General features: G+C 64.6%; 18 protein-coding genes. 15 read left to right on the top strand and 3 right to left on the bottom strand.

What is annotated here, in order from left to right; translation table 11 throughout:
- Window positions 1–394: 394 nt before the first annotated feature.
- From XB14_RS18325 to XB14_RS18300, 6 genes are all read left to right on the top strand, one after another.
- Window positions 395–1,231 carry a MurR/RpiR family transcriptional regulator gene (locus XB14_RS18325; RefSeq protein WP_077963038.1) on the top strand — a complete coding sequence of 279 codons (837 nt, stop codon included), beginning with the start codon at window positions 395–397 and terminating at the stop codon, window positions 1,229–1,231.
- A 127-nt stretch (window positions 1,232–1,358) separates the two neighbouring features.
- Complete coding sequence (locus tag XB14_RS18320; protein WP_077963037.1) at window positions 1,359–2,480, top strand: ABC transporter substrate-binding protein; 1,122 nt, start codon at window positions 1,359–1,361, stop codon at window positions 2,478–2,480.
- Window positions 2,481–2,541: 61 nt separating this feature from the next.
- Entirely contained in the window at window positions 2,542–4,287 is a 1,746-nt protein-coding gene (locus tag XB14_RS18315) for an ABC transporter permease (RefSeq protein WP_077963036.1), read from the top strand.
- Window positions 4,284–5,384 (top strand): ABC transporter ATP-binding protein, encoded by a 1,101-nt coding sequence (locus tag XB14_RS18310; protein ID WP_077963035.1) that lies wholly within the window; start codon window positions 4,284–4,286, stop codon window positions 5,382–5,384. Before XB14_RS18315 ends, XB14_RS18310 begins: the two co-directional genes overlap by 4 nt.
- A complete protein-coding gene (locus tag XB14_RS18305) occupies window positions 5,381–5,986 on the top strand; it encodes a histidine phosphatase family protein (protein ID WP_077963034.1) in 606 nt (201 codons plus the stop codon). Before XB14_RS18310 ends, XB14_RS18305 begins: the two co-directional genes overlap by 4 nt.
- A gap of 21 nt (window positions 5,987–6,007) precedes the next feature.
- Window positions 6,008–7,693, top strand: coding sequence for a Na/Pi cotransporter family protein (locus XB14_RS18300; protein ID WP_077963033.1), 1,686 nt, complete (start codon window positions 6,008–6,010; stop codon window positions 7,691–7,693).
- 57 nt (window positions 7,694–7,750) lie between these two features.
- Here XB14_RS18300 and pcaQ read toward each other — a convergent pair whose 3' ends face one another.
- On the bottom strand, window positions 7,751–8,677 hold the full coding sequence (pcaQ, locus tag XB14_RS18295; protein ID WP_077963057.1) for a pca operon transcription factor PcaQ: 927 nt from the start codon (window positions 8,675–8,677) through the stop codon (window positions 7,751–7,753).
- A gap of 93 nt (window positions 8,678–8,770) precedes the next feature.
- Between pcaQ and pcaD the strand changes: the two genes are divergently transcribed.
- The 5 genes from pcaD to XB14_RS18270 all read left to right on the top strand — a co-directional run bounded on the left by pcaD (window position 8,771) and on the right by XB14_RS18270 (window position 12,517).
- On the top strand, window positions 8,771–9,583 hold the full coding sequence (gene pcaD / locus XB14_RS18290; RefSeq protein ID WP_077963032.1) for a 3-oxoadipate enol-lactonase: 813 nt from the start codon (window positions 8,771–8,773) through the stop codon (window positions 9,581–9,583).
- Entirely contained in the window at window positions 9,576–9,980 is a 405-nt protein-coding gene (pcaC, locus tag XB14_RS18285; protein ID WP_077963031.1) for a 4-carboxymuconolactone decarboxylase, read from the top strand. The genes pcaD and pcaC overlap by 8 nt, the downstream gene beginning before the upstream one ends.
- A 12-nt stretch (window positions 9,981–9,992) precedes the next feature.
- A complete protein-coding gene (gene pcaH / locus XB14_RS18280; protein ID WP_077963030.1) occupies window positions 9,993–10,742 on the top strand; it encodes a protocatechuate 3,4-dioxygenase subunit beta in 750 nt (249 codons plus the stop codon).
- A complete protein-coding gene (pcaG, locus tag XB14_RS18275; RefSeq protein ID WP_077963029.1) occupies window positions 10,742–11,356 on the top strand; it encodes a protocatechuate 3,4-dioxygenase subunit alpha in 615 nt (204 codons plus the stop codon). Before pcaH ends, pcaG begins: the two co-directional genes overlap by 1 nt.
- Window positions 11,357–11,461: 105 nt before the next feature.
- A complete protein-coding gene (locus tag XB14_RS18270) occupies window positions 11,462–12,517 on the top strand; it encodes a 3-carboxy-cis,cis-muconate cycloisomerase (protein WP_077963055.1) in 1,056 nt (351 codons plus the stop codon).
- Between the two features lie 21 nt (window positions 12,518–12,538).
- Here XB14_RS18270 and XB14_RS18265 read toward each other — a convergent pair whose 3' ends face one another.
- Together XB14_RS18265 and XB14_RS18260 are read right to left on the bottom strand one after the other, a co-directional pair.
- Entirely contained in the window at window positions 12,539–13,282 is a 744-nt protein-coding gene (locus XB14_RS18265; protein WP_419178600.1) for a FadR/GntR family transcriptional regulator, read from the bottom strand.
- A 97-nt stretch (window positions 13,283–13,379) separates the two neighbouring features.
- Entirely contained in the window at window positions 13,380–14,168 is a 789-nt protein-coding gene (locus tag XB14_RS18260) for an NAD-dependent epimerase/dehydratase family protein (RefSeq protein WP_077963028.1), read from the bottom strand.
- 298 nt (window positions 14,169–14,466) lie between these two features.
- Between XB14_RS18260 and kdgD the strand changes: the two genes are divergently transcribed.
- The 4 genes from kdgD to XB14_RS18240 all read left to right on the top strand — a co-directional run bounded on the left by kdgD (window position 14,467) and on the right by XB14_RS18240 (window position 18,509).
- Window positions 14,467–15,378, top strand: a complete 912-nt coding sequence (gene kdgD / locus XB14_RS18255; protein ID WP_077963027.1) for a 5-dehydro-4-deoxyglucarate dehydratase — start codon at window positions 14,467–14,469, stop codon at window positions 15,376–15,378.
- 19 nt (window positions 15,379–15,397) lie between these two features.
- Window positions 15,398–16,540, top strand: coding sequence for a mandelate racemase/muconate lactonizing enzyme family protein (locus XB14_RS18250; protein WP_077963026.1), 1,143 nt, complete (start codon window positions 15,398–15,400; stop codon window positions 16,538–16,540).
- Complete coding sequence (locus XB14_RS18245) at window positions 16,537–17,409, top strand: amidohydrolase family protein (RefSeq protein ID WP_234804075.1); 873 nt, start codon at window positions 16,537–16,539, stop codon at window positions 17,407–17,409. The genes XB14_RS18250 and XB14_RS18245 overlap by 4 nt, the downstream gene beginning before the upstream one ends.
- Before the next feature lie 122 nt (window positions 17,410–17,531).
- Window positions 17,532–18,509, top strand: coding sequence for a TRAP transporter substrate-binding protein (locus XB14_RS18240; RefSeq protein WP_077963025.1), 978 nt, complete (start codon window positions 17,532–17,534; stop codon window positions 18,507–18,509).
- Window positions 18,510–18,534: the final 25 nt, after the last annotated feature.

Here is an 18,534-nt window from a genome sequence, read left to right as displayed (position 1 = left end):
GTTTCGCTTAAGAATGCGATGCAACCGCCACGCACAGTTTTCGTTGAGGCCGTGCGTGGATTGCATGGAGATGGCGCTGAAACACGAGGAGAATTCCTTCGGGAGGGACGCCACTCGTCACGGCTCGGTCGGAGTTGGCGGCAACGACCTCGATTTGCGGCTCTTTGCAGAGAATCTTTCGCATGAGCGCAAAGGTTGTGGGTGTGCGCGCCCGTGGCGCGCAAAGGTAGGCTCTTCGGGGTGTGGAGTCCCTGGTCGACCGGGCGGAAAACCTCTCCGCAAGCGGGTCGTCGGCCCCCTTGCAGGTCTTTGCAAAGATTCTTGCATCACTGCCGTTGACGGCACGAAAGATTGCAGGAACGATGGATCCTGCAAATGAACTTGCGGGGACGGCATGACGATACTCGATCGCATTAAGACGCATTCCAGGCGGCTTACCGATGCTGACCAGAAGCTGATCACGACCATGCTGGAGAACCGGGCGGAAGCGGCGTTCCTGTCGGGTCCGCAGCTTTCGCAGCGCGCTTCCGTCCACGAGGCCACAGCCACGCGGCTTGCGCAGAAGTTGGGCTACAAGGGCTTTCCGGACCTTCGCGCGCAGTTGCAGCGCGAGGTGCTCGACGATCAGGATGCCGCCAACCGCATGCGCCGCTCCGTCTCGAAGGTCGAGCATGGCGACTACCTGACCGACCTGATCGCCGCCGAGATCAGCGCGCTCGAAACGCTCGCCCGCTCGGTCGATCAGGCGGATATCGACCGGGCTGCGGACATGATCTTTTCGGCACGCCGCGTCTTCATCTTCGGGCAGGGCCATGCGCAATCCGTGGCGGGCTTCCTGCAGCGCCGCCTCGACCGCTTCGGCATGACCACGATCCAACTGACCGGGCGCGGCCGGGACATAGCTGAGCGCCTGGTCAGCATGGAGGCAGACGACCTCGTCGTGGCGCTCGCCTTTCGCAAGCAGCCGCAAAGCTACGGCCCGCTGATGCGCCACGCGACACGGGTCGGGGCGCAGGCGATCCTTGTTTCCGATCTGGTCGGGCCGCTGATGGAGCCCGCCGCCGATCTGATGCTCGCGGCGCCCAGGGGACGCTCGGGGAGTGAATTCCAGACACCGACGATCCCGTTTGCGATCGTCAATGCCATCGTTCTGACGATCGCCGGCCGCCACCAGGGGCAGGTGATCGGCAGGCTGGAGAAGCTGTCGGAGTTGTTCAACGACTTCGACTAGAGCGCCGTGCGTTCATACGCACAAAGGACGCTCTAATACTTTGATTCTAGAGCATCTTTCCGCCCGCAAGTGATCCCACTTGAAGGCAGGATGCTCTAGCGGGGAACTATAAAGGGAGGAGAACGAAATGCTGAAAAAACTGACCAGTGCCGCACTTGCCGCATGCTTTGCACTGCCATCCTTGACGATGGCGTCCGATCTCGACGGGCTGACGCCGCAGCAACTGCTGCCGCTCGCACAGAAGGAGGGAAGCGTTACAGTCTTCTCGCTTTCGAGCCGCATCGCCAAGATCGAAAAGGCCTTCGAGGAAGCCTATCCGGGCATCGACCTCATGGGTCTCGACATGAGTTCGACCAAGCAGATCGCGCGTGTCGAAGCGGAGCAACAGGCCGGCGTGCATGCTGTCGACGTGCTCTATATCGCCGATACGCCTGTCGTGTTCACCAAGCTTCTGGAGGGGAAGCGGATCGTGAACTACGTGCCGCCGCGGGTCGCGAACGAACTGGAGGACCGCTACAAGGCGCCGCTCCTGACCCAGCGCCTCTCGACGAAGGTGCTGATGTACAACGAGAAGGCTTTTCCTGATGGTTCGCCCGTCAGCAATCTCTGGCAGCTCACCCAACCGGAATGGCAGGGGCGGGTGCTGATGGTCGACCCGAGCCAGCGTGGCGAACTGCTCGATCTCCTGACCGAGATCGCGCTGCATCCGGACGAAATGGCCGCCGCCTACAAGGCGCAGTTCGGCAAGGATATCGAAGTGGAAGGGGATCTTCAGGGCGCCGGCGAGCAGTTCATCAAGGACCTCTTCGCCAACGACCTGATCCTGGTTCCGAACAGCGACGTGCTCAACAAGTCGGTCGGCGACGTCAACGCCAAGAACCCGCCGGTCGGCTTCGGCACCTATTCCGACCGTCGCGACAACGAGAAGGAGGGCTGGGCGCTGCAGATCGCCAACAATGTCGAGCCGGCCAACGGTATCCTCTTCCCGGCGGTGCTGACGGTCGCCGACAAGGCGCCGCATCCGGCGGCCGCGCGGTTGCTGATCGACTTCATGTTCGGCGACGATACGCCAACCGGCGGGGCGGGCTTCGAGCCCTTCAACGTCCCCGGCGACTACGCGACCCGCAAAACCATTGCCCACCATCCGGACTCGGTGAAGCTCGATGACTTAAAGGCCTGGACGATCGATCCGGCAAAGACGGCCGCCGCGCGCGGGCGCATCGCCGACCTGATCATCACGCTCCAGTAACGGAAACCGTCTGTCGGCACGCTTTTCCAAAACGCGTGCCGACAGACGCCGAGGCTCTGACATGACATCCCTATCGATATCCGCACCATCGGGCAGCCGGCTGCTCCGATCGGGCTTTCTCTTGCCGGCAATTCTCGTCGCCATCGTCGCGATCCTGGTCGTCGCTCCGCTCTTGCGCATCCTCTTCACGACGCTGACGCCCGAGGGCATTGCGGCGTGGAAGGCCGTGCTCGCCAGCCCACTCTCGGCCAATCTCTGGTGGCGGCCGCTCCTCAACACCATGATCCTCGGCTTCAGCGTCGGCGGCGGCTGCCTGCTCATCGGCGGCTTTCTTGCCTGGCTGGTGGTGTTGACCGACGTGCCCGGACGCCGCTTCCTCGGCCTGATGGCGTCGCTGCCCTACATGATCCCGAGCTTTGCAGCAGCCCTTGCCTGGGGCACGCTGTTTCGCAACTCCCGTCTCGGCGGTTCGGCCGGCTTCTTCGAGACCAGCGGCCTTGCCATTCCCGACTGGCTCGCCTGGGGGCTCATCCCGACGGCGATCGTGCTGATCGCGCACTATTATTCGCTCGCCTATACGATCATCGCCGCGGCCTTGAGTTCGGTCGGCGCCGATCTCGTCGAGGCAGGCCAGATGGCCGGCGCCAAGCGCCCGCGCATCTTCTTCGGCATCATCCTGCCGGTGGTCACGCCGGCGCTGATCGCGGCCGCATCGTTGACCTTTGCCGGCGCCGTCGCCAATTTCGCGGCGCCCGCTTTGCTCGGCCTGCCGGTGCGCATGCAGACGCTTTCTACCCGTCTCTTCGGCATGATCGAGACCGGGCAGAACGAACGCGGCTTCGTCCTTGCGCTGCTGCTCATTGCAGTGTCGGCACTGTTCCTGTGGCTCTCCGATCGTATCGTTTCCGGTCGCAAGGCCTTCATCACGGTGACCGGCAAAGGCGGGCGGACCAAACGCTTCCCGCTTGGCGCCTGGCGCTGGCCGCTCTTTGCCGTCGCCGTCGTCATCGGGTTTCTGACTACGGTGCTGCCGGTCCTCGTGCTGGCCGCGTCGAGCCTGGCACCGCAGAGCGGCGCGCTGTTTTCCAACTGGACGCTGCACTTCTGGATCGGCGAAGGTGGCGGCGAGATGGCGCAGGGGCAGGCGGGTATCTTCCGCAATCCGGTGCTGATCGACGCGATCTGGAACACGATCCGTCTCGGGCTGGTCGTCGCCTTCACCACGATGCTGCTCGGTCTTGGGCTGGCCTATACCATCGTCCAGCGCCGCGGCAGCCTGCTCGCGACGCTGCTCAGCCAGCTCGCCTTCCTGCCGCTTCTGGTGCCGAGCATCGCCTTTGCCGCGGCCTATATCGCGCTCTTCGGCGCACCGATCGGGCCGCTGCCCTCGCTCTATGGCACCTTCGCCCTGCTGGTGATTGCGGCATCCGCGCACAATCTGCCCTTTGCCGTGCAGTCGGGGCGCTCGGTGCTCGGCCAGATCTCCGCCGACATCGAGGAAAGTGCCCGGCTGACGGGTGCGGGACTGACCCGTCGCCTGTTCGCGATCATCTTTCCGCTGGCGATCCGGGGTCTCTTTGCCGGTGCGATCCTCGTCTTCGTCAAGATGGTTCGAGATCTCTCGCTGGTGGTGCTTTTGTTTACCGCCACGTCGCCGGTCTTGAGCATGGTCGCCTACCGCTACGCCGCCGAAGGCTTCATGCAGTTCGCCAATGCCATCACCCTCGTCATCCTCGTCGTCTGCCTGGCTGCCTCCTTCGTGGCCCACAGCCTGCAGAACCGTGTCCAGAAATGGAAAGCACAATGAACGCCTTAGCAACCGGCGCCGCGGACGCCATCAAGATCCGCAGCCTCGTCAAACGCTTCGGCGCCTTTACCGCCGTCAAGGACGTCAATATCTCGGTACCGGCGGGGTCCTTCCTCGTGCTCGTCGGCCCCTCGGGCTGCGGCAAGTCGACCCTTCTGCGCATGCTGGCCGGGCTTGAAAGCCCGAGCGAGGGCGAAATCGCCTTCGTCGGGCAGACCGTGTCGAGCGGCGCGGGCGGCGTCATTGCCGACGCCGGCAAGCGCAACGCCGGGCTCGTGTTCCAGAGCTATGCGCTCTGGCCGCACATGACGGTCGCCGGCAACATCGCCTGGCCGCTGAAGGTCGCCAGATGGCCGCGCGACAAGCGCGAGCAGCGTGTGCGGGAAGTGCTTTCGCTTCTCGGCATCGACACGCTTGCCGAACGGTATCCGGCCGAGATCTCCGGCGGCCAGCAGCAGCGCGTGGCGATCGCCCGCACGATCGCGCCGCAGCCGAGCATTCTTTTGTTCGACGAGCCGCTGTCGAACCTCGATGCCAAGCTGCGCATCGAAATGCGCAGCGAGCTGATGCGCATCCACCGGGCGACGGGGGCGACATCGGTCTACGTCACGCACGACCAGGTCGAGGCGATGACCATGGCGACCCATGTCGCCGTGCTCAACAACGGGCGTGTCGAACAGTTCGGCAAGCCGATCGATCTCTTGCGCAATCCTCAGACCACCTTCGTCGCGACCTTCCTCGGCACGCCGCCGGCAAACCTGATACCGGTTCGCCGCGCGGGCGACGGCCTCGTCTTTAACGACATGATGCTTGCGCCGGCTGCTCTGGCCGCCGGCCGAGACGAGGCGCAGCTGCTCTACCGCGCCGAAGACGTCAGCGTCGGCGCGGTCGCCGGAGCGCCGTCGCTTATGGCCCGCTTTGCCGAAGCCGCGCCGATCGCGGGCCGGACCATGGTGACCGCCATGGTCGGCGACCTGCGCGTCACGGCCATGGCCGACAACTACTTCACCGCCACGCCGGGGGAGGCGATCCCCCTTTCCTTCATTCGCACGCCCGACGCGGTTTTCGCCGCCACCGGAGAAAGGATCCAACAATGAGGCTCATCCTCATGCGCCACGGCGAGACCCAGTGGAACGCCGAACAACGCCTCCAGGGACAGGACAACTCGCTCCTGTCCGAGCGCGGGGTCGCGCAGGTCCGGCGGTTTCGTCCCTATGCCAAGGCGTTGAAGCCGGTTCGCATTATCGCTTCCGATCTCGGCCGCACGCGGCAGACGGTCGCGCTCATCGGTCACCCGGACGCGCCGACCGACGAGCGCTTCCGCGAGCTGGACATGGGCGAATGGACGGGACGGCGCAAGCCGGACCTGATTGCCGAGCGCCCGGAGGAATACGCCGCCTGGCGCGCCGGCACGTTCACGCCGGCCAATGGCGAAACCTGGGGCGCCTTTCGCGGCCGCGTGGCCGAGGGCGTGCACGACTGGATGTCCCGCACCGAAGGGGACCTGCTCGTCGTCGCTCACGGCGGCGTCGTTCGTGCCGCCTGCCACGAGTTCCTCGATCTTCCCCCGTCGCGCGTCGTCCCCGTCACGCCGGGGACGGCGACCATCCTGCATTTCCCGCGGCGCGGCAGCATGGCGGCGCAGCTGGAAGGCTACAACATCGGATCCGTTGCACCCGACGATTTCGTCGCCGACTGACGCCTACGGCGAGGGCATGAGATGAACTCCGGAACATTGGTTATCCTGGAACTTCTTGGCGGGGTGGCGCTGCTTCTGTGGGGCGTGCGCATGGTGCGCACTGGCGTCATGCGCGGCTGGGGCGACCGGCTGCAGCGCTTTGTCGAAGAACGCCTGTCGAACCGGCTTACTGCCTTCGGCGGCGGGGTTCTTGCGACCGCCGTGCTCGGCAGCGCCACGGCCATGGCGCTGATCGTCGCGGGACTTGCGGGCGCCGGCGCGATTTCGGCCCAGACCGGGCTCGCGGTCCTGCTCGGGGCGGATATCGGCTCGGCGCTTGTCTCCGGCCTCTTTGCCTCCGGCTCGTCGCTTGCCGGCGTGCTCGCTCCGCTGTTTCTCCTGACCGGATACATCGCATTCAGCGTGTCCGGCGAATTCCGACCGCGTAACGCCGGCCGCATCCTGATGGGCCTCGGGCTGATGCTGATGGCCTTGAAGGTGATCGTGTCGGCGACCGCGCCACTGCGCGAAGCCACGCTTTTCCACGATGTCCTGCAGGCGGTCGCGACGGAGCCCGTGCTTGGCTTCCTCGTCGGTGCAATGCTTGCATGGCTGTTCCACTCGACGCTCGCCGTCATCCTGCTCGTCGCCTCGCTGCTGATGAACGGCAGCCTCGAAGTCGCCGGCGCCGTCCCGCTCATCCTTGGGATCAATTTCGGCGGCGGCCTTCCGGCGGTCAGCGCCACGCTCGACCAGCCGCCATCCGCCCGCAAGCTGCCGATCGCCAATCTCTTCTGCCGTGGCGTTCTGGCCGTATCGCTGCTGCCCTTCGCGCGGCAGATCGTGGACGTTGCCGGCCGTCTGCCTACCGATCCGCTGCATGTCGCCGTCGGTCTTCACGTCACCTTCAACCTGGCCGCGGCGGTCGTGTTCCTGCCGCTGTCGTCGTTCGTCGTCAGCCTTGTGGAGCGGCTGGTGCCGCCAGCGCCGATCGTCGCCGATCCCTTGACGTCCCCGCGCTATCTCGACAGCATGTCGCTGGAGACGCCGGCAATCGCGCTCAGCAATGCAACGACCGAAACGATCCGCATGAGCGAATTGCTGGAGCGCATGTTCCGGATGGCGCTGGCGTCGTTGCAGGCCGGCAGGCTCGAAAACCTGAAGGAACTGCTTTCGGTCGATGCACGGCTCGGCAACTACATGGCCTCTGTTCACGCCTATCTCGGACAGTTGACGCAGGATGGATTGCCGGCCGGCGAGACCAGCAGGGCCCATGAAATCATGCTGTTTGCGAGCAATCTCGAACACGCAGGCGATGTCATCAAGCTCAGTCTCGCCGATCGCATTCGAGCAAAGATAAAACAGAACATCCAGTTCTCCGCCAGCCAGCGTGCGGCGATCGACTCGCTCTCAGAGGTGATCGTGGCATCGTTGAGATTGCTGCCTGCGGCTCTGTCGTCCAGGGACGTTACGGCCGCATCGCGGCTGGCGGCACAAAAGGACCGCTTCCGTGAACTCGAAGATGAGATCGTCCGTCGGCATCTTGGCGGCGAGCATGCGGAGACGGCAGCCGGCGCAAGAGACAATGCGCTCTTCATCGATCTCGTGCGCGACCTCCACCGGATCAATTCCGATATCGCAGCCGCCGGCTATCCGCTGGTGCAGGCGGCAGGCCTCTTGAGCAGCAGCCGAATACTGAATGTTGGAGCGGTTGCCGGTGCGAGATAGCTGCAAGCGTGCGGCCTGTCGCCGTCGTGGTGGGGCAGTATCCGACCGACCCGACCCCTAGAGTTTGGCCGCAACCGCTGTCGCCGCCTCTCGGATAGTCTGCATCAGCAGAGAAAGGGCGAGCGGCGGCACCGCGTCGGCGCGCATGGTCAGGCCAACCGGCCCTTTCGTCTCGCTGGTGTCGATCGGCAGGATCGCGATCGTGCCGTCATCGACATCGGCGGCGACGACGCCGGCGGAGATGATCCAGATCGCATCGCTCGCCCGCACGAAGGCGCGGCCGAAGGCGTCGGACACGGTCTCGATCTGGTTCGGCAGGCTGGCGATGCCGTTGGTGATCAGGAAGCGCTCGACGAAGGGGCGGATGATCGAGGCGCGCGTCGGCATCAGCACCGGGAAATCCGCGAGCCGCGCAAATGTGGAATGCGCGCCCGCAAGCAACGGATGCCCGGCCCTGACGGCAAAGACCACCTGTTCGGAGTAGAGATGCTCGAAGGAAAAGCCGGTCATCTTTTCCGGTGCCGCAAGCCGCCCGACGACGAGATCGAGATCGCCGACGCGCAACTGTTCGAGCAACACGGCGTTCTCGCCGGTGACGATCTTGATGCGCGCACCGGTCTCCTCCTTGAGAAACAGCGTCATCGCGTGCGGCATGATCCGCGTCGAAACGGTCGGCAGCGCTCCGACCCTGACCGGCACGCCGTCGCCGGCCCGTTCCTGCGAGACGGAATCGAGCCCCTGCCGCAGCGCCGTCAGCGCCGCGCCGGCGTGGCGCAGGAACACTTCGCCGTAGCGTGTTATCTTGATGCCGCGCCCGTCGCGCTCGAAAACCGCGACGCCCAGCACCTCTTCGAGTTCGCGGATCGTCTTGGTCACGGCCGGCTGGCTGACATGCAGCAGCTCGGCTGCCTTCATCACGCTCTTCTGCCGGGAGACCTCGACAAATGTCTGCAGATGGCGAAACTTGACCCGGGCGTCGATCATGGAATTCATAACCCTCAAGTTAATGAAATGCCATGAAATATCATTTTACCTAACCAGATTAAATATCCAATTTGGTGGCGGAGGAGAGAGCCCGTGCAGTTTGCCCGCATCAACGACATCACGATCCACTATCAGGTGATCGGTGCCACCGGCGACCGGCCGGTGCTGGTTTTTGCCAATTCGCTCGGCACGGATTTCCGCATCTGGCGCGACGTCGTCGTCCGCCTCGCCGGCGAATACGCCATCGTCCTCTACGACAAGCGCGGCCATGGCCTCTCGGATATCGGGCCGATCCCTTACGCGATCGAGGACCATGCCAATGACCTTGCGGGCCTGCTCGACATGCTCTCGGTCAAACAGGCGATCGTCTGCGGCCTCTCGGTCGGCGGCCTGATTGCGCAATCGCTCTATCAGCGGCGTCCCGACCTCGTGCGTGCGCTGGTTCTTTGCGATACGGCCCACAGAATAGGCACCGCCGAGATGTGGGCGGCGCGCATCGCAGCCGTCGAGGAGCATGGCATCGAAGCGATCGCCGACAATGTGCTCGAACGCTGGTTCACGCCGGCCTTCCGTCGGCCGGAAAACACGGCCCTTGCCGGCTACCGCAACATGTTGGTCCGCCAGCCGGTGATCGGATACGTGGCCACCTGCGCCGCGATCCGCGACGCCGACTACACGGAGGCTGCAGCACGCATCGCCGTGCCCACGCTCTGCGTCGTCGGCGACCAGGACGGCTCGACGCCGCCGGATGTGGTGCTGGCGACCGCCCGCCTCATTCCCGGCGCCCGCTACGAAGTCATCCGCGATGCAGGGCATATCCCTTGCGTCGAAAACCCGGAAGCCTTGACCGCGGTGCTTCGCGCTTTCTTCGAAATTGCAATGCATGGAGACAGGACCCATGAGTGACCCCTCTGCGCCCTCCGAACGCTACCGCCAGGGCATGGCCACGCGCCGTGCGGTGCTCGGCGACAATCACGTGGATCGGACGCAGTCGGTTTCCACGGAGTTCGACCGCCCCTTCCAGGAGTTGATCACCGAAGCGGCCTGGGGCCATGTCTGGTCGCGGCCGACCTGGACGAAGCGCGAGCGCTCGATCGTGACGATCGCGCTGCTCGCGGCCCTTGGCCAGGACGACGAGGTTGCCATGCATGTGCGCGCGACCACCAACACCGGCGCAAGCCGCGAGGATATCTGCGAGGCACTGTTGCACGTGGCGATCTATGCCGGCGTGCCGGCGGCCAATCACGCGATCAAGATCGCCAAGCAGGTCTTTGCCGAGATCGATGCCGGCGAGGCTGCCTGACGGGAGGAAACCATGTCCGACAGAACCAACGGGAAGCCGGAGACGGGCGCCTTCTTTGCCCGCGACCGCGCGTGGCATGCGCCGGCGCTGACGCCCGGCTACAAGACCTCGGTGCTGCGCTCGCCGCAGAAGGCGCTGCTTTCGCTCGACGGTACGATTTCGGAGATCACCGGTCCGGTCTTCGGCCATTCTCTCATCGGCGAACTCGACAACGACCTCATCCATAATTTCGCCAAACCCGGTGAGAGCGCCATCGGCGAGCGCATCATCGTGCATGGCCGCGTGCTCGATGAGCGCGGCCGCGCGGTGCCGGGGGTGCTGCTCGAATTCTGGCAGGCCAATGCCGGCGGTCGCTACCGCCACAAGAAGGAAAGCTACCTCGCGCCGCTCGATCCGAATTTCGGCGGCTGCGGCCGCACGATCACCGACGAGGAAGGCGGCTACGCTTTCCGCACGATCAAGCCCGGCCCCTATCCATGGCCGAACGGCGTCAACGACTGGCGCCCGGCGCACATCCATTTCTCAGTCTTCGGCCACGGCTTCGCGCAGCGGCTGATCACCCAGATGTATTTCGAGGGCGACCCGATGATCTGGAAGTGTCCGATCGTCAACACGATCCCCGATCGCCAGGCTGTCGAACAACTAATCGCGCCGCTCGACTGGGCAAACACCATCCCCTTCGACGCGCGCGCCTACAAGTTCGACATCGTGCTCAGGGGACGCCGCTCGACGCTGTTTGAAAACCGGCTGGAGGGCAACTGATGGTTCAGCAACTCGGTTACCTCAAGGAAACGCCTTCGCAGACGGCCGGCCCCTATGTGCATATCGGCCTGACCCCGAACTTCTGCGGCATCGCCGGCGTCTACCAGACGGACCTCGGCTCGCGGATGGTGAACGACGAGACGCGCGGCGAGCGCATCACGATCACCGGCCGCGTCATCGACGGCGCAGGCGCGCCGCTGAAGGACGCGCTCGTCGAGATCTGGCAGGCGGATGCCGCCGGGCTCTACAATTCGCCGACCGAGATCCGCGGTGCCGCGGATCCGAACTTTTCAGGCTGGGGGCGTTGTGCGACCGGCGCCGAAGACGGAGTCTTTTCCTTCGAGACTGTGAAGCCGGCGCGGGTTCCCTACAGCCACGACCGGCAAATGGCGCCGCACATCACCTTCTGGATCGTGGCGCGCGGCATCAATGTCGGGCTCCACACCCGCATGTATTTCCCGGACGAGCAGGAGGCCAACGCCGCCGACCCGCTGCTTGCGCGCATTGAGCATCGTCATCGCGTCGCGACGCTTGTCGCGACCGGAAGCGCGCCTAATTATGTCTTCGACATTCACCTGCAGGGTGAGAAGGAAACTGTCTTCCTCGACATCTGAACAGGAATGTCACGCCTGGACATGGAGTGCCGCATGGGCAGCATTCCGGCAGCAGGTGGCATTTCGTTCGGCGAGCCGCAATCCGCGATCAGAAACGGGGAAATCATGACCTATTCCGCCTTCGACCACCCTTATCTTTCCGGGCTCCTGGGTGATGAGGCGGTTGCCGCCGAATTTACGGCTTCCGCCGACATCCACGCGATGCTGGCCTTCGAGGCGGCGCTCGCGCGGGCCGAGGCCGTCAACGGCATCATTCCGGCCAGGGCCGCCGATCGGATCACCGAGGCCTGCCGCGCCTTTTCGCCCGACGTCAACGCGCTGAAGCGCGCCGTGGCAACCGATGGGGTCGTGGTTCCGGAACTCGTCCGGCAACTGCGGGCCATCGTTGGGGGCGAGGCGGCGGACTATGTGCATTACGGCGCCACCAGCCAGGATGTCATCGACACGAGCCTGATGCTGAGGATGAAGGCGGTCGCCGAGCTTTTCGCCGTCCGGCTCGGCAGCATCGTCACGGTGCTCGAGGAATGCGACAACGAATGGGGCGAGCGCGCGCTGATGGGGCGCACCCGCATGCAGGCAGCGATCCCGATCACGGTGTCCGACCGGCTGCGCAGCTGGATCGAACCGCTGCTCGATCACAAGGACCGACTGGAAGCCATGGACCGCGATCTCTTCGCCGTTCAGTTCGGCGGCGCTGCCGGGACGCTGGAGAAACTCAAGGACCGGGCGGACGACGTGCGTGCGACGCTTGCCGAAGAACTGGATCTCGCCGACTTTCCGCAATGGCACAGCCAGCGCTCGGAGGTGGCGGACTTCGCCGGCGCCCTGTCGCTGGTAACGGGCAGCCTCGGAAAACTCGGTCAGGATATTGCCTTGATGGCGCAGCAGGGCGACGAGATCGAGCTTGCGGGCGGCGGCGGGTCCTCGGCAATGGCGCACAAGCAGAACCCGGTGGCCGCGGAGGTTCTGGTGTCGCTCGCGCGGTTCAACGCGACCCAGCTTTCCGGCATGCATCATGCGCTGGTGCATGAGCAGGAACGGTCAGGCGCTGCCTGGACGCTCGAATGGCTGATCATGCCGCAGATGGCCGGGGCGACGGCGGCGGCGCTTCGCCTGGCGGGCGAACTCGTCGGCAACATACGCCGGCTTGGCCGCGCCTGAGCGCGCCGGCTGCACGGCTCTTCAGCGGGCTGCGCGCAACATCGAACGGTAGCGCGCCTGGCTGTTCTTGAGGTGCTGGCGCATGGCGCTGCGCGCCCGCTCTTCGTCGCCATCCTGGATGGCGATGAGGATCGCCTCGTGCTCCGAGATCAATCGCGACAGTTCCGCCGAGGCCAGCACGGTTTCCTCGCCGCTCGCCGAAACCGCGCGGCGGGGAATGAGCGCGGTGCCCAGCATCTGCAGGAACTCGCTGAAGCGCGGATTGTTGGTCGCCTGGGCGATCGCCAGATGGAAGTTGAAGTCGGCCTCCGCCGTCGGCCGCCCTTCGGCAGCGCTGGCGCAGAAGCTGTCGAAGGCTTCGGCGATCTGCTCTTCCTGGGCCGGCGAGCGGCGAAGGGCGGCAAGCGCTGCGGCATCGCCTTCGACGGCGGTCCGCAGCTCCAGCATTTCGATCAGCGAGGAGACGCGCGCCAGGTCGATGCCGTGAAACGGCAGCGGGGTCGAAGGGGCAGGTTCCAGCACGAAGACGCCGATGCCGTGTCGCGCCTCGACAAGCCCGCCGGAACGCAGCGCCGCGATCGCTTCGCGCACCACCGTGCGGCTCACGCCGAATTCCTGGGTCAGTTGCGCTTCCGAAGGCAGGCGGTCGCCGGGCTTGTAATGCCCGGTGCCGATCTGGCCGCTGAGGGCGTCCGTCACCTTGGCCACCAGCGTCTTGCCTTGAGAGGCTGTGTTGTCGGGGGCGGTGGCGTTACTCATGGGCATGGCCGTTTCTGCGACTTGGGTGTTGGGTGTCTGGATACGCCATTGCCGATCAGGCGCGCAATCCACTGTCTGGCGACACGGCGCCTAGGCCGACGTCTCAAAAAATCGGATCGTCGACGAAGGCGCCGCCCTGATAGCGCACGAGAGAGTCGCCCGGCTGTGGCTTCGGGGTGCTCGCGGCAATCTTTTCACGGAAGACCTCGGCATTGTCCTTCGGTCGCCAGCCGAGCCATCCGACATTGGAATTATCCCACCAGCCGGCGTCGTTGGCCGACGCGCCCCAGATGACCGGGCAGCCGAGAACCGGCACGCGGAAAACGGCTTCGATGAGCGATACGAAGTCGTCATGGGAAAGCCAAGTGGAGAGCATGCGGTAGTTGACCGGCTCGGGCAGGCAGGAGCCGATGCGGATGAGAGCGGTCTCCTGGCCGAACTTTTCGAAATACATGCGCGCAAGCGCCTCGCCAAAACACTTCGATACGCCGTAAAGCCCGTCCGGCCGGAAGGGTGCGCTCGGACCGAGCCGTTCGCTTGGCGGATAGTAGCCGATCGTGTGGTTGGTGCTGGCAAAGAGGATGCGCGGGTGGTTGTTGGCGCGTGCCGCCTCGTAGAGATTGTAGAGACCGAGAATATTTCCGTCGAGGATTTCCGAGAAAGGCCGTTCGACCGAAATGCCGCCCAGATGCACGATCGCATCGCAGCCGCTGACGAGGTCGTTGACCGCACCGGCATCGGCGAGGTCGCACTGAACGCATTCTTCGTTTTCGCCCGGCGGATCGAGCGGCGCGCGATCCGAAAGACGGATCGTCCTTGCCAATGGGGCCAGCCTCTTGCGCATGACACGGCCCAGTTGGCCCGCTGCGCCGGTAATCAGAAGTCGTTCCACTGCCTGTCCTCCCTCGACCGGCGCAAGCGCTCGTCGCGAATGCTGCGCCGACATATCATATGATATCGGCTAGCATATAATATATCTCCTTCGCAATACGCGTGAGGTTGTCGACCGCCTCTTTGGGCGGATGACTCGCGGCCTATTGCTTTTAGCGCCAGCGCAAGGCGTTTCGCACCGACCCATGTGAAAAGGCGATCTCCACACGACATATGATAACTTGTATTATGACATATTGACATCTGTGTGATGACTTGCTTAGTAGGGCGCGTCGAGTTTTAGGGAGGACCCGCACGAAATGACCCCCGAACAGATCAAGGCCGCGCTCGGTTCAGGCCTCCTTTCGTTTCCGGTGACGCATTTCGATGCCGAGGGTCGTTTCGCGCCGGATAGCTACCGGACGCATGTGGAGTGGCTGGCGGGCTACAAGGCGCCGGTGCTCTTTGCGGCCGGCGGTACGGGGGAGTTCTTCTCGCTGAAGCCGGATGAAATCCCCGAGATCGTCAAAGCCGCCAAGGAGGTGGCCGGGGAGACGGCGATCGTGTCGGGTTGCGGCTACGGCACGGAGATGGCCGTCGAGATCGCCCGCTCGGTGGAGCGCGTCGGGGCGGATGGTGTCCTGCTCTTGCCGCACTACCTGATCGATGCGCCGCAGGAAGGGCTCTATGCCCATGTGAAGAAGGTCTGCCGGTCGGTCGGCATCGGTGTCATGGTCTATAACCGCGACAATTCGGTGCTGCAGCCCGATACGCTTGCCCGGCTCTGCGACGAGTGCCCGAACCTGATCGGCTTCAAGGACGGCACCGGCGACATCGGTCTCGTGCGCCAGGTCACCGCCAGGATGGGTGACCGGCTGATGTATCTCGGCGGCATGCCGACGGCGGAGCTTTTTGCCGAGGCCTATCTCGGTGCCGGCTTCACCACCTATTCCTCGGCCGTCTTCAACTTCGTGCCGGGTCTTGCCAACGAATTCTATGCAGCCCTGCGCGGCGGCGACCGCGCCACCTGCGAGCGCATCCTCAAGGATTTCTTCTATCCCTTCATGGCCATCCGCAACCGCGCCAAGGGCTATGCGGTTTCGGCGATCAAGGCCGGCGTGCGCCTGCAGGGCTTCAATGCTGGCCCCGTGCGCAGCCCGCTCACGGATCTGACGAGCGAGGAAGTCCGGATGCTCGACGCGCTTATCGGCGCGCAGAAGCGCCAGGCCTGACGGGAAAGGGAGGACAGCCATGAAGATCACCGCCGTCCGCACCCATCTCCTCGAACATCGGTTGGCCGTGCCCTTCGAAAGCGCCTCGGCCCGCTTCGATCGCCGCGCCCATGTGCTTGTCGAGATCGAATGCGACGACGGGACGATCGGCTGGGGCGAATGCCTCGGCCCGGCAAGGCCGAATGCGGCCGTCGTGGCCGCCTACGCTCCCTGGCTCATCGGCCAGGATCCGCGCCAGACCGAAAAGCTATGGGCGATCCTCTACAACGCGCTTCGCGACCAGGGTCAACGTGGCCTTGCGGTGACGGCGCTTTCCGGCATCGACATCGCGCTCTGGGACATCAAGGGCAAGCACTACGGCGCTTCCGTCTCCATGCTGCTCGGTGGCCGCTGGCGGGACAGCGTTCGCGCCTACGCGACCGGCAGCTTCAAGCGCGACGGCGTCGATCGTTTCTCCGACAATGCGGCAGAGATGGCGGAGCGCCGGGCGCAGGGCTTTCACGCCTGCAAGATCAAGATCGGCTTCGGCGTCGACGAGGACCTGCAGGTGATCCGCGCGGTGCGCGAGGCGATCGGCGACGAGATGCGGCTGATGATCGACGGCAATCACGGCTACACCGTCACCGAGGCGATCCGGCTTGGCAAGGCGGCGGCGGACTATGACATCGACTGGTTCGAGGAGCCTGTCGTGCCGGAGCAGCTCTCGGCCTATCGCGAGGTCAGGGCCGGCCAGCCGATCCCGGTCGCCGGTGGCGAGACCTGGCATACGCGCTATGGCATGTGGCCGGCGATCGAAAGCCGCGCCGTCGATATCCTGCAGCCCGATCTCTGCGGCTGCGGTGGCTTCTCCGAAATGGCGAAGATCGCGAGCCTTGCCACGCTGCACGGCGTTCGCATCGTGCCGCATGTCTGGGGTACGGGCGTGCATATCGCCGCCGCCCTGCAGTTCATGGCGGCGATGGCGCCGGACCCGGTCAGGGTCAACCCGATCGAGCCGATCATGGAGTTCGACCGGACCGAGAATCCGTTCCGCCAGGCGGTGCTGAAGACTCCGATCGAGGCGGAGAGCGGTGTCGTTGCCATTCCCGACGCGCCCGGCCTCGGCATCGAGATCAATCGCGATGCGCTCGTCAAATTCAAGATGCCCGAGATCGCGCAATGATCGAGCGAACCCTCACCGGCCTCCCGCCTGAACCGCGCCTGCCAAAGGGCACGGTCGATGCGCAGATGCATATGTATCTGCCCGGCTATCCGGCGCTTCCCGGCGGCCCGCCGTTGCCGGCCGAGCCGCTGCCGGATGCCGCGGCCTACCGCCAGGTGATGGCCTGGCTCGGCATCGACAGGGCGATCATCACCCAGGGCAACGCCCATCAGAAGGACAACGCCAATCTGCTCGCCTGCCTGGCCGAGATGGGCGACGTCGCGCGCGGCGTCGCCGTCATCGATGAGGCGACGTCGGATGCGGACATGCGCGCGTTGAGCGACGCGGGCGTCGTCGGCGCGCGCATCATGGACTTGCCCGGCGGAGCGGTGGGGCTCCAGGCGCTGGAGGCGGTCGACGCGCGGGCACACGCGGCCGACTGGATGATCGCCGTCCAGTTCGACGGCAACCGGTTGCTCGACCATTTGCCGCGGCTGGAACGGATCCGGTCGCGCTGGGTGTTCGATCACCACGGCAAGTTCCTTGCCGGGGTTGATCCGGACGGGCCCGAGATCGCGGCGCTGTTGAAACTGATCGACCGGGGCAATGTCTGGTTCAAGTTCGCGGGTGTGTACGAAAGTTCGCGAGCAGGATGGCCCTATGACGACGTGTCCGTCATCTCGCGCCGGATCGCCGAGCATGCGCCGGAACGCATCGTCTGGGGTTCGAACTGGCCGCACAACATGATCCGCAAGACGGAAGACTACCCTGACGATGCGCGGCTGGCCGATCTGGTGCTCGGCTGGCTGCCGAACGAGCGGGCCAGACACCAGGCCCTCATCGAGAACCCCGGGCAGCTGTTCAAACTGCCGGCCTTAACCGCTGCGTAATTGCCGAGGGAACCCTGAGGCTCTCTCGGAACCCATGACATGAGGAATTCGCATGCCGGCCCGAATGGGCGGAAACTCGGCCTTGGGAGAGGCCGAAGCACGATCAAGAGGAGGAGGAAAACATGAAAAAAATTGCAGGTATGCTTTGCGTCGCCATGGGGCTGGCGTTTGCCGGCACAGCGGCGCAGGCGCAGGAAATCACCCTGCGTTCGGCCGACATCCACCCGGACGGCTACCCGACCGTCGATGCCGTCAAATACATGGGGCAACTGCTTTCCGAGCGCACCAACGGCCGCATCAAGATCGAGGTCATGAACAACGGCGCGCTCGGCGGCGAGAAGGACACGATCGAGCAGACCCGCTTCGGCGTCATCGACATGAACCGTGTGAACGCCGCACCGTTCAACAATCTCGTCAAGGAGACGATGGTCCTTGGCATGCCATTCCTGTTCCGCTCGACGGAACACATGCACAAGACGGTCGACGGCCCGATCGGCGACGAAATTCTGGCGGCCTTCGAGCCGCACGGCCTGGTCGGCCTTGCCTTCTACGATTCCGGCGCGCGTTCCTTCTACACCACCGAGAAGCCGATCGAGAAACTCGCCGACCTCAAGGGTCTGAAGATCCGCGTGCAGCAGTCCGACCTCTGGATCGCCATGATGCAGGCCTTCGGCGCCAACCCGACGCCGATGCCGATGGGCGAGGTCTATTCCTCGCTCGAGACGGGTGTCGTCGATGGTGCCGAAAACAACTGGCCGTCCTACGAATCCGCCCGCCATTTCGAGGTGGCCAAGAACTATTCGCTCACCGAACATTCGCTCAATCCGGAAATCCTGGTCATTTCCAAGATGAGCTGGGACAAGCTTTCCCCCGAAGACCAGACGCTGCTGCGTCAGGCCGCAAAGGACAGCGTCGGCAAGATGCGTGAGCTCTGGAGCGCGCGCGAGAAGGCTTCGGAGGAGAAGGTGCGGGCCGCCGGCTCGAATGTCATCAAGGTCAACAAGGAAGAGTTCTCCGCTGCCATGGGGCCGGTCTACGACCAGTTCGTTAGCGATCCGAAACTGAAAGACCTTCTCGAAAGGGTGAAGGCGGTCAAGTGACAGGCGGTGGGGCCGGTTCCGGGAT

Origin of the sequence: Ensifer adhaerens (assembly GCF_002007205.1) — a bacterium.
In the GTDB taxonomy this organism is placed as follows: Bacteria; Pseudomonadota; Alphaproteobacteria; order Rhizobiales; family Rhizobiaceae; genus Ensifer; species Ensifer adhaerens_D.
This window is presented reverse-complemented; position numbering and strand designations above follow the sequence as displayed.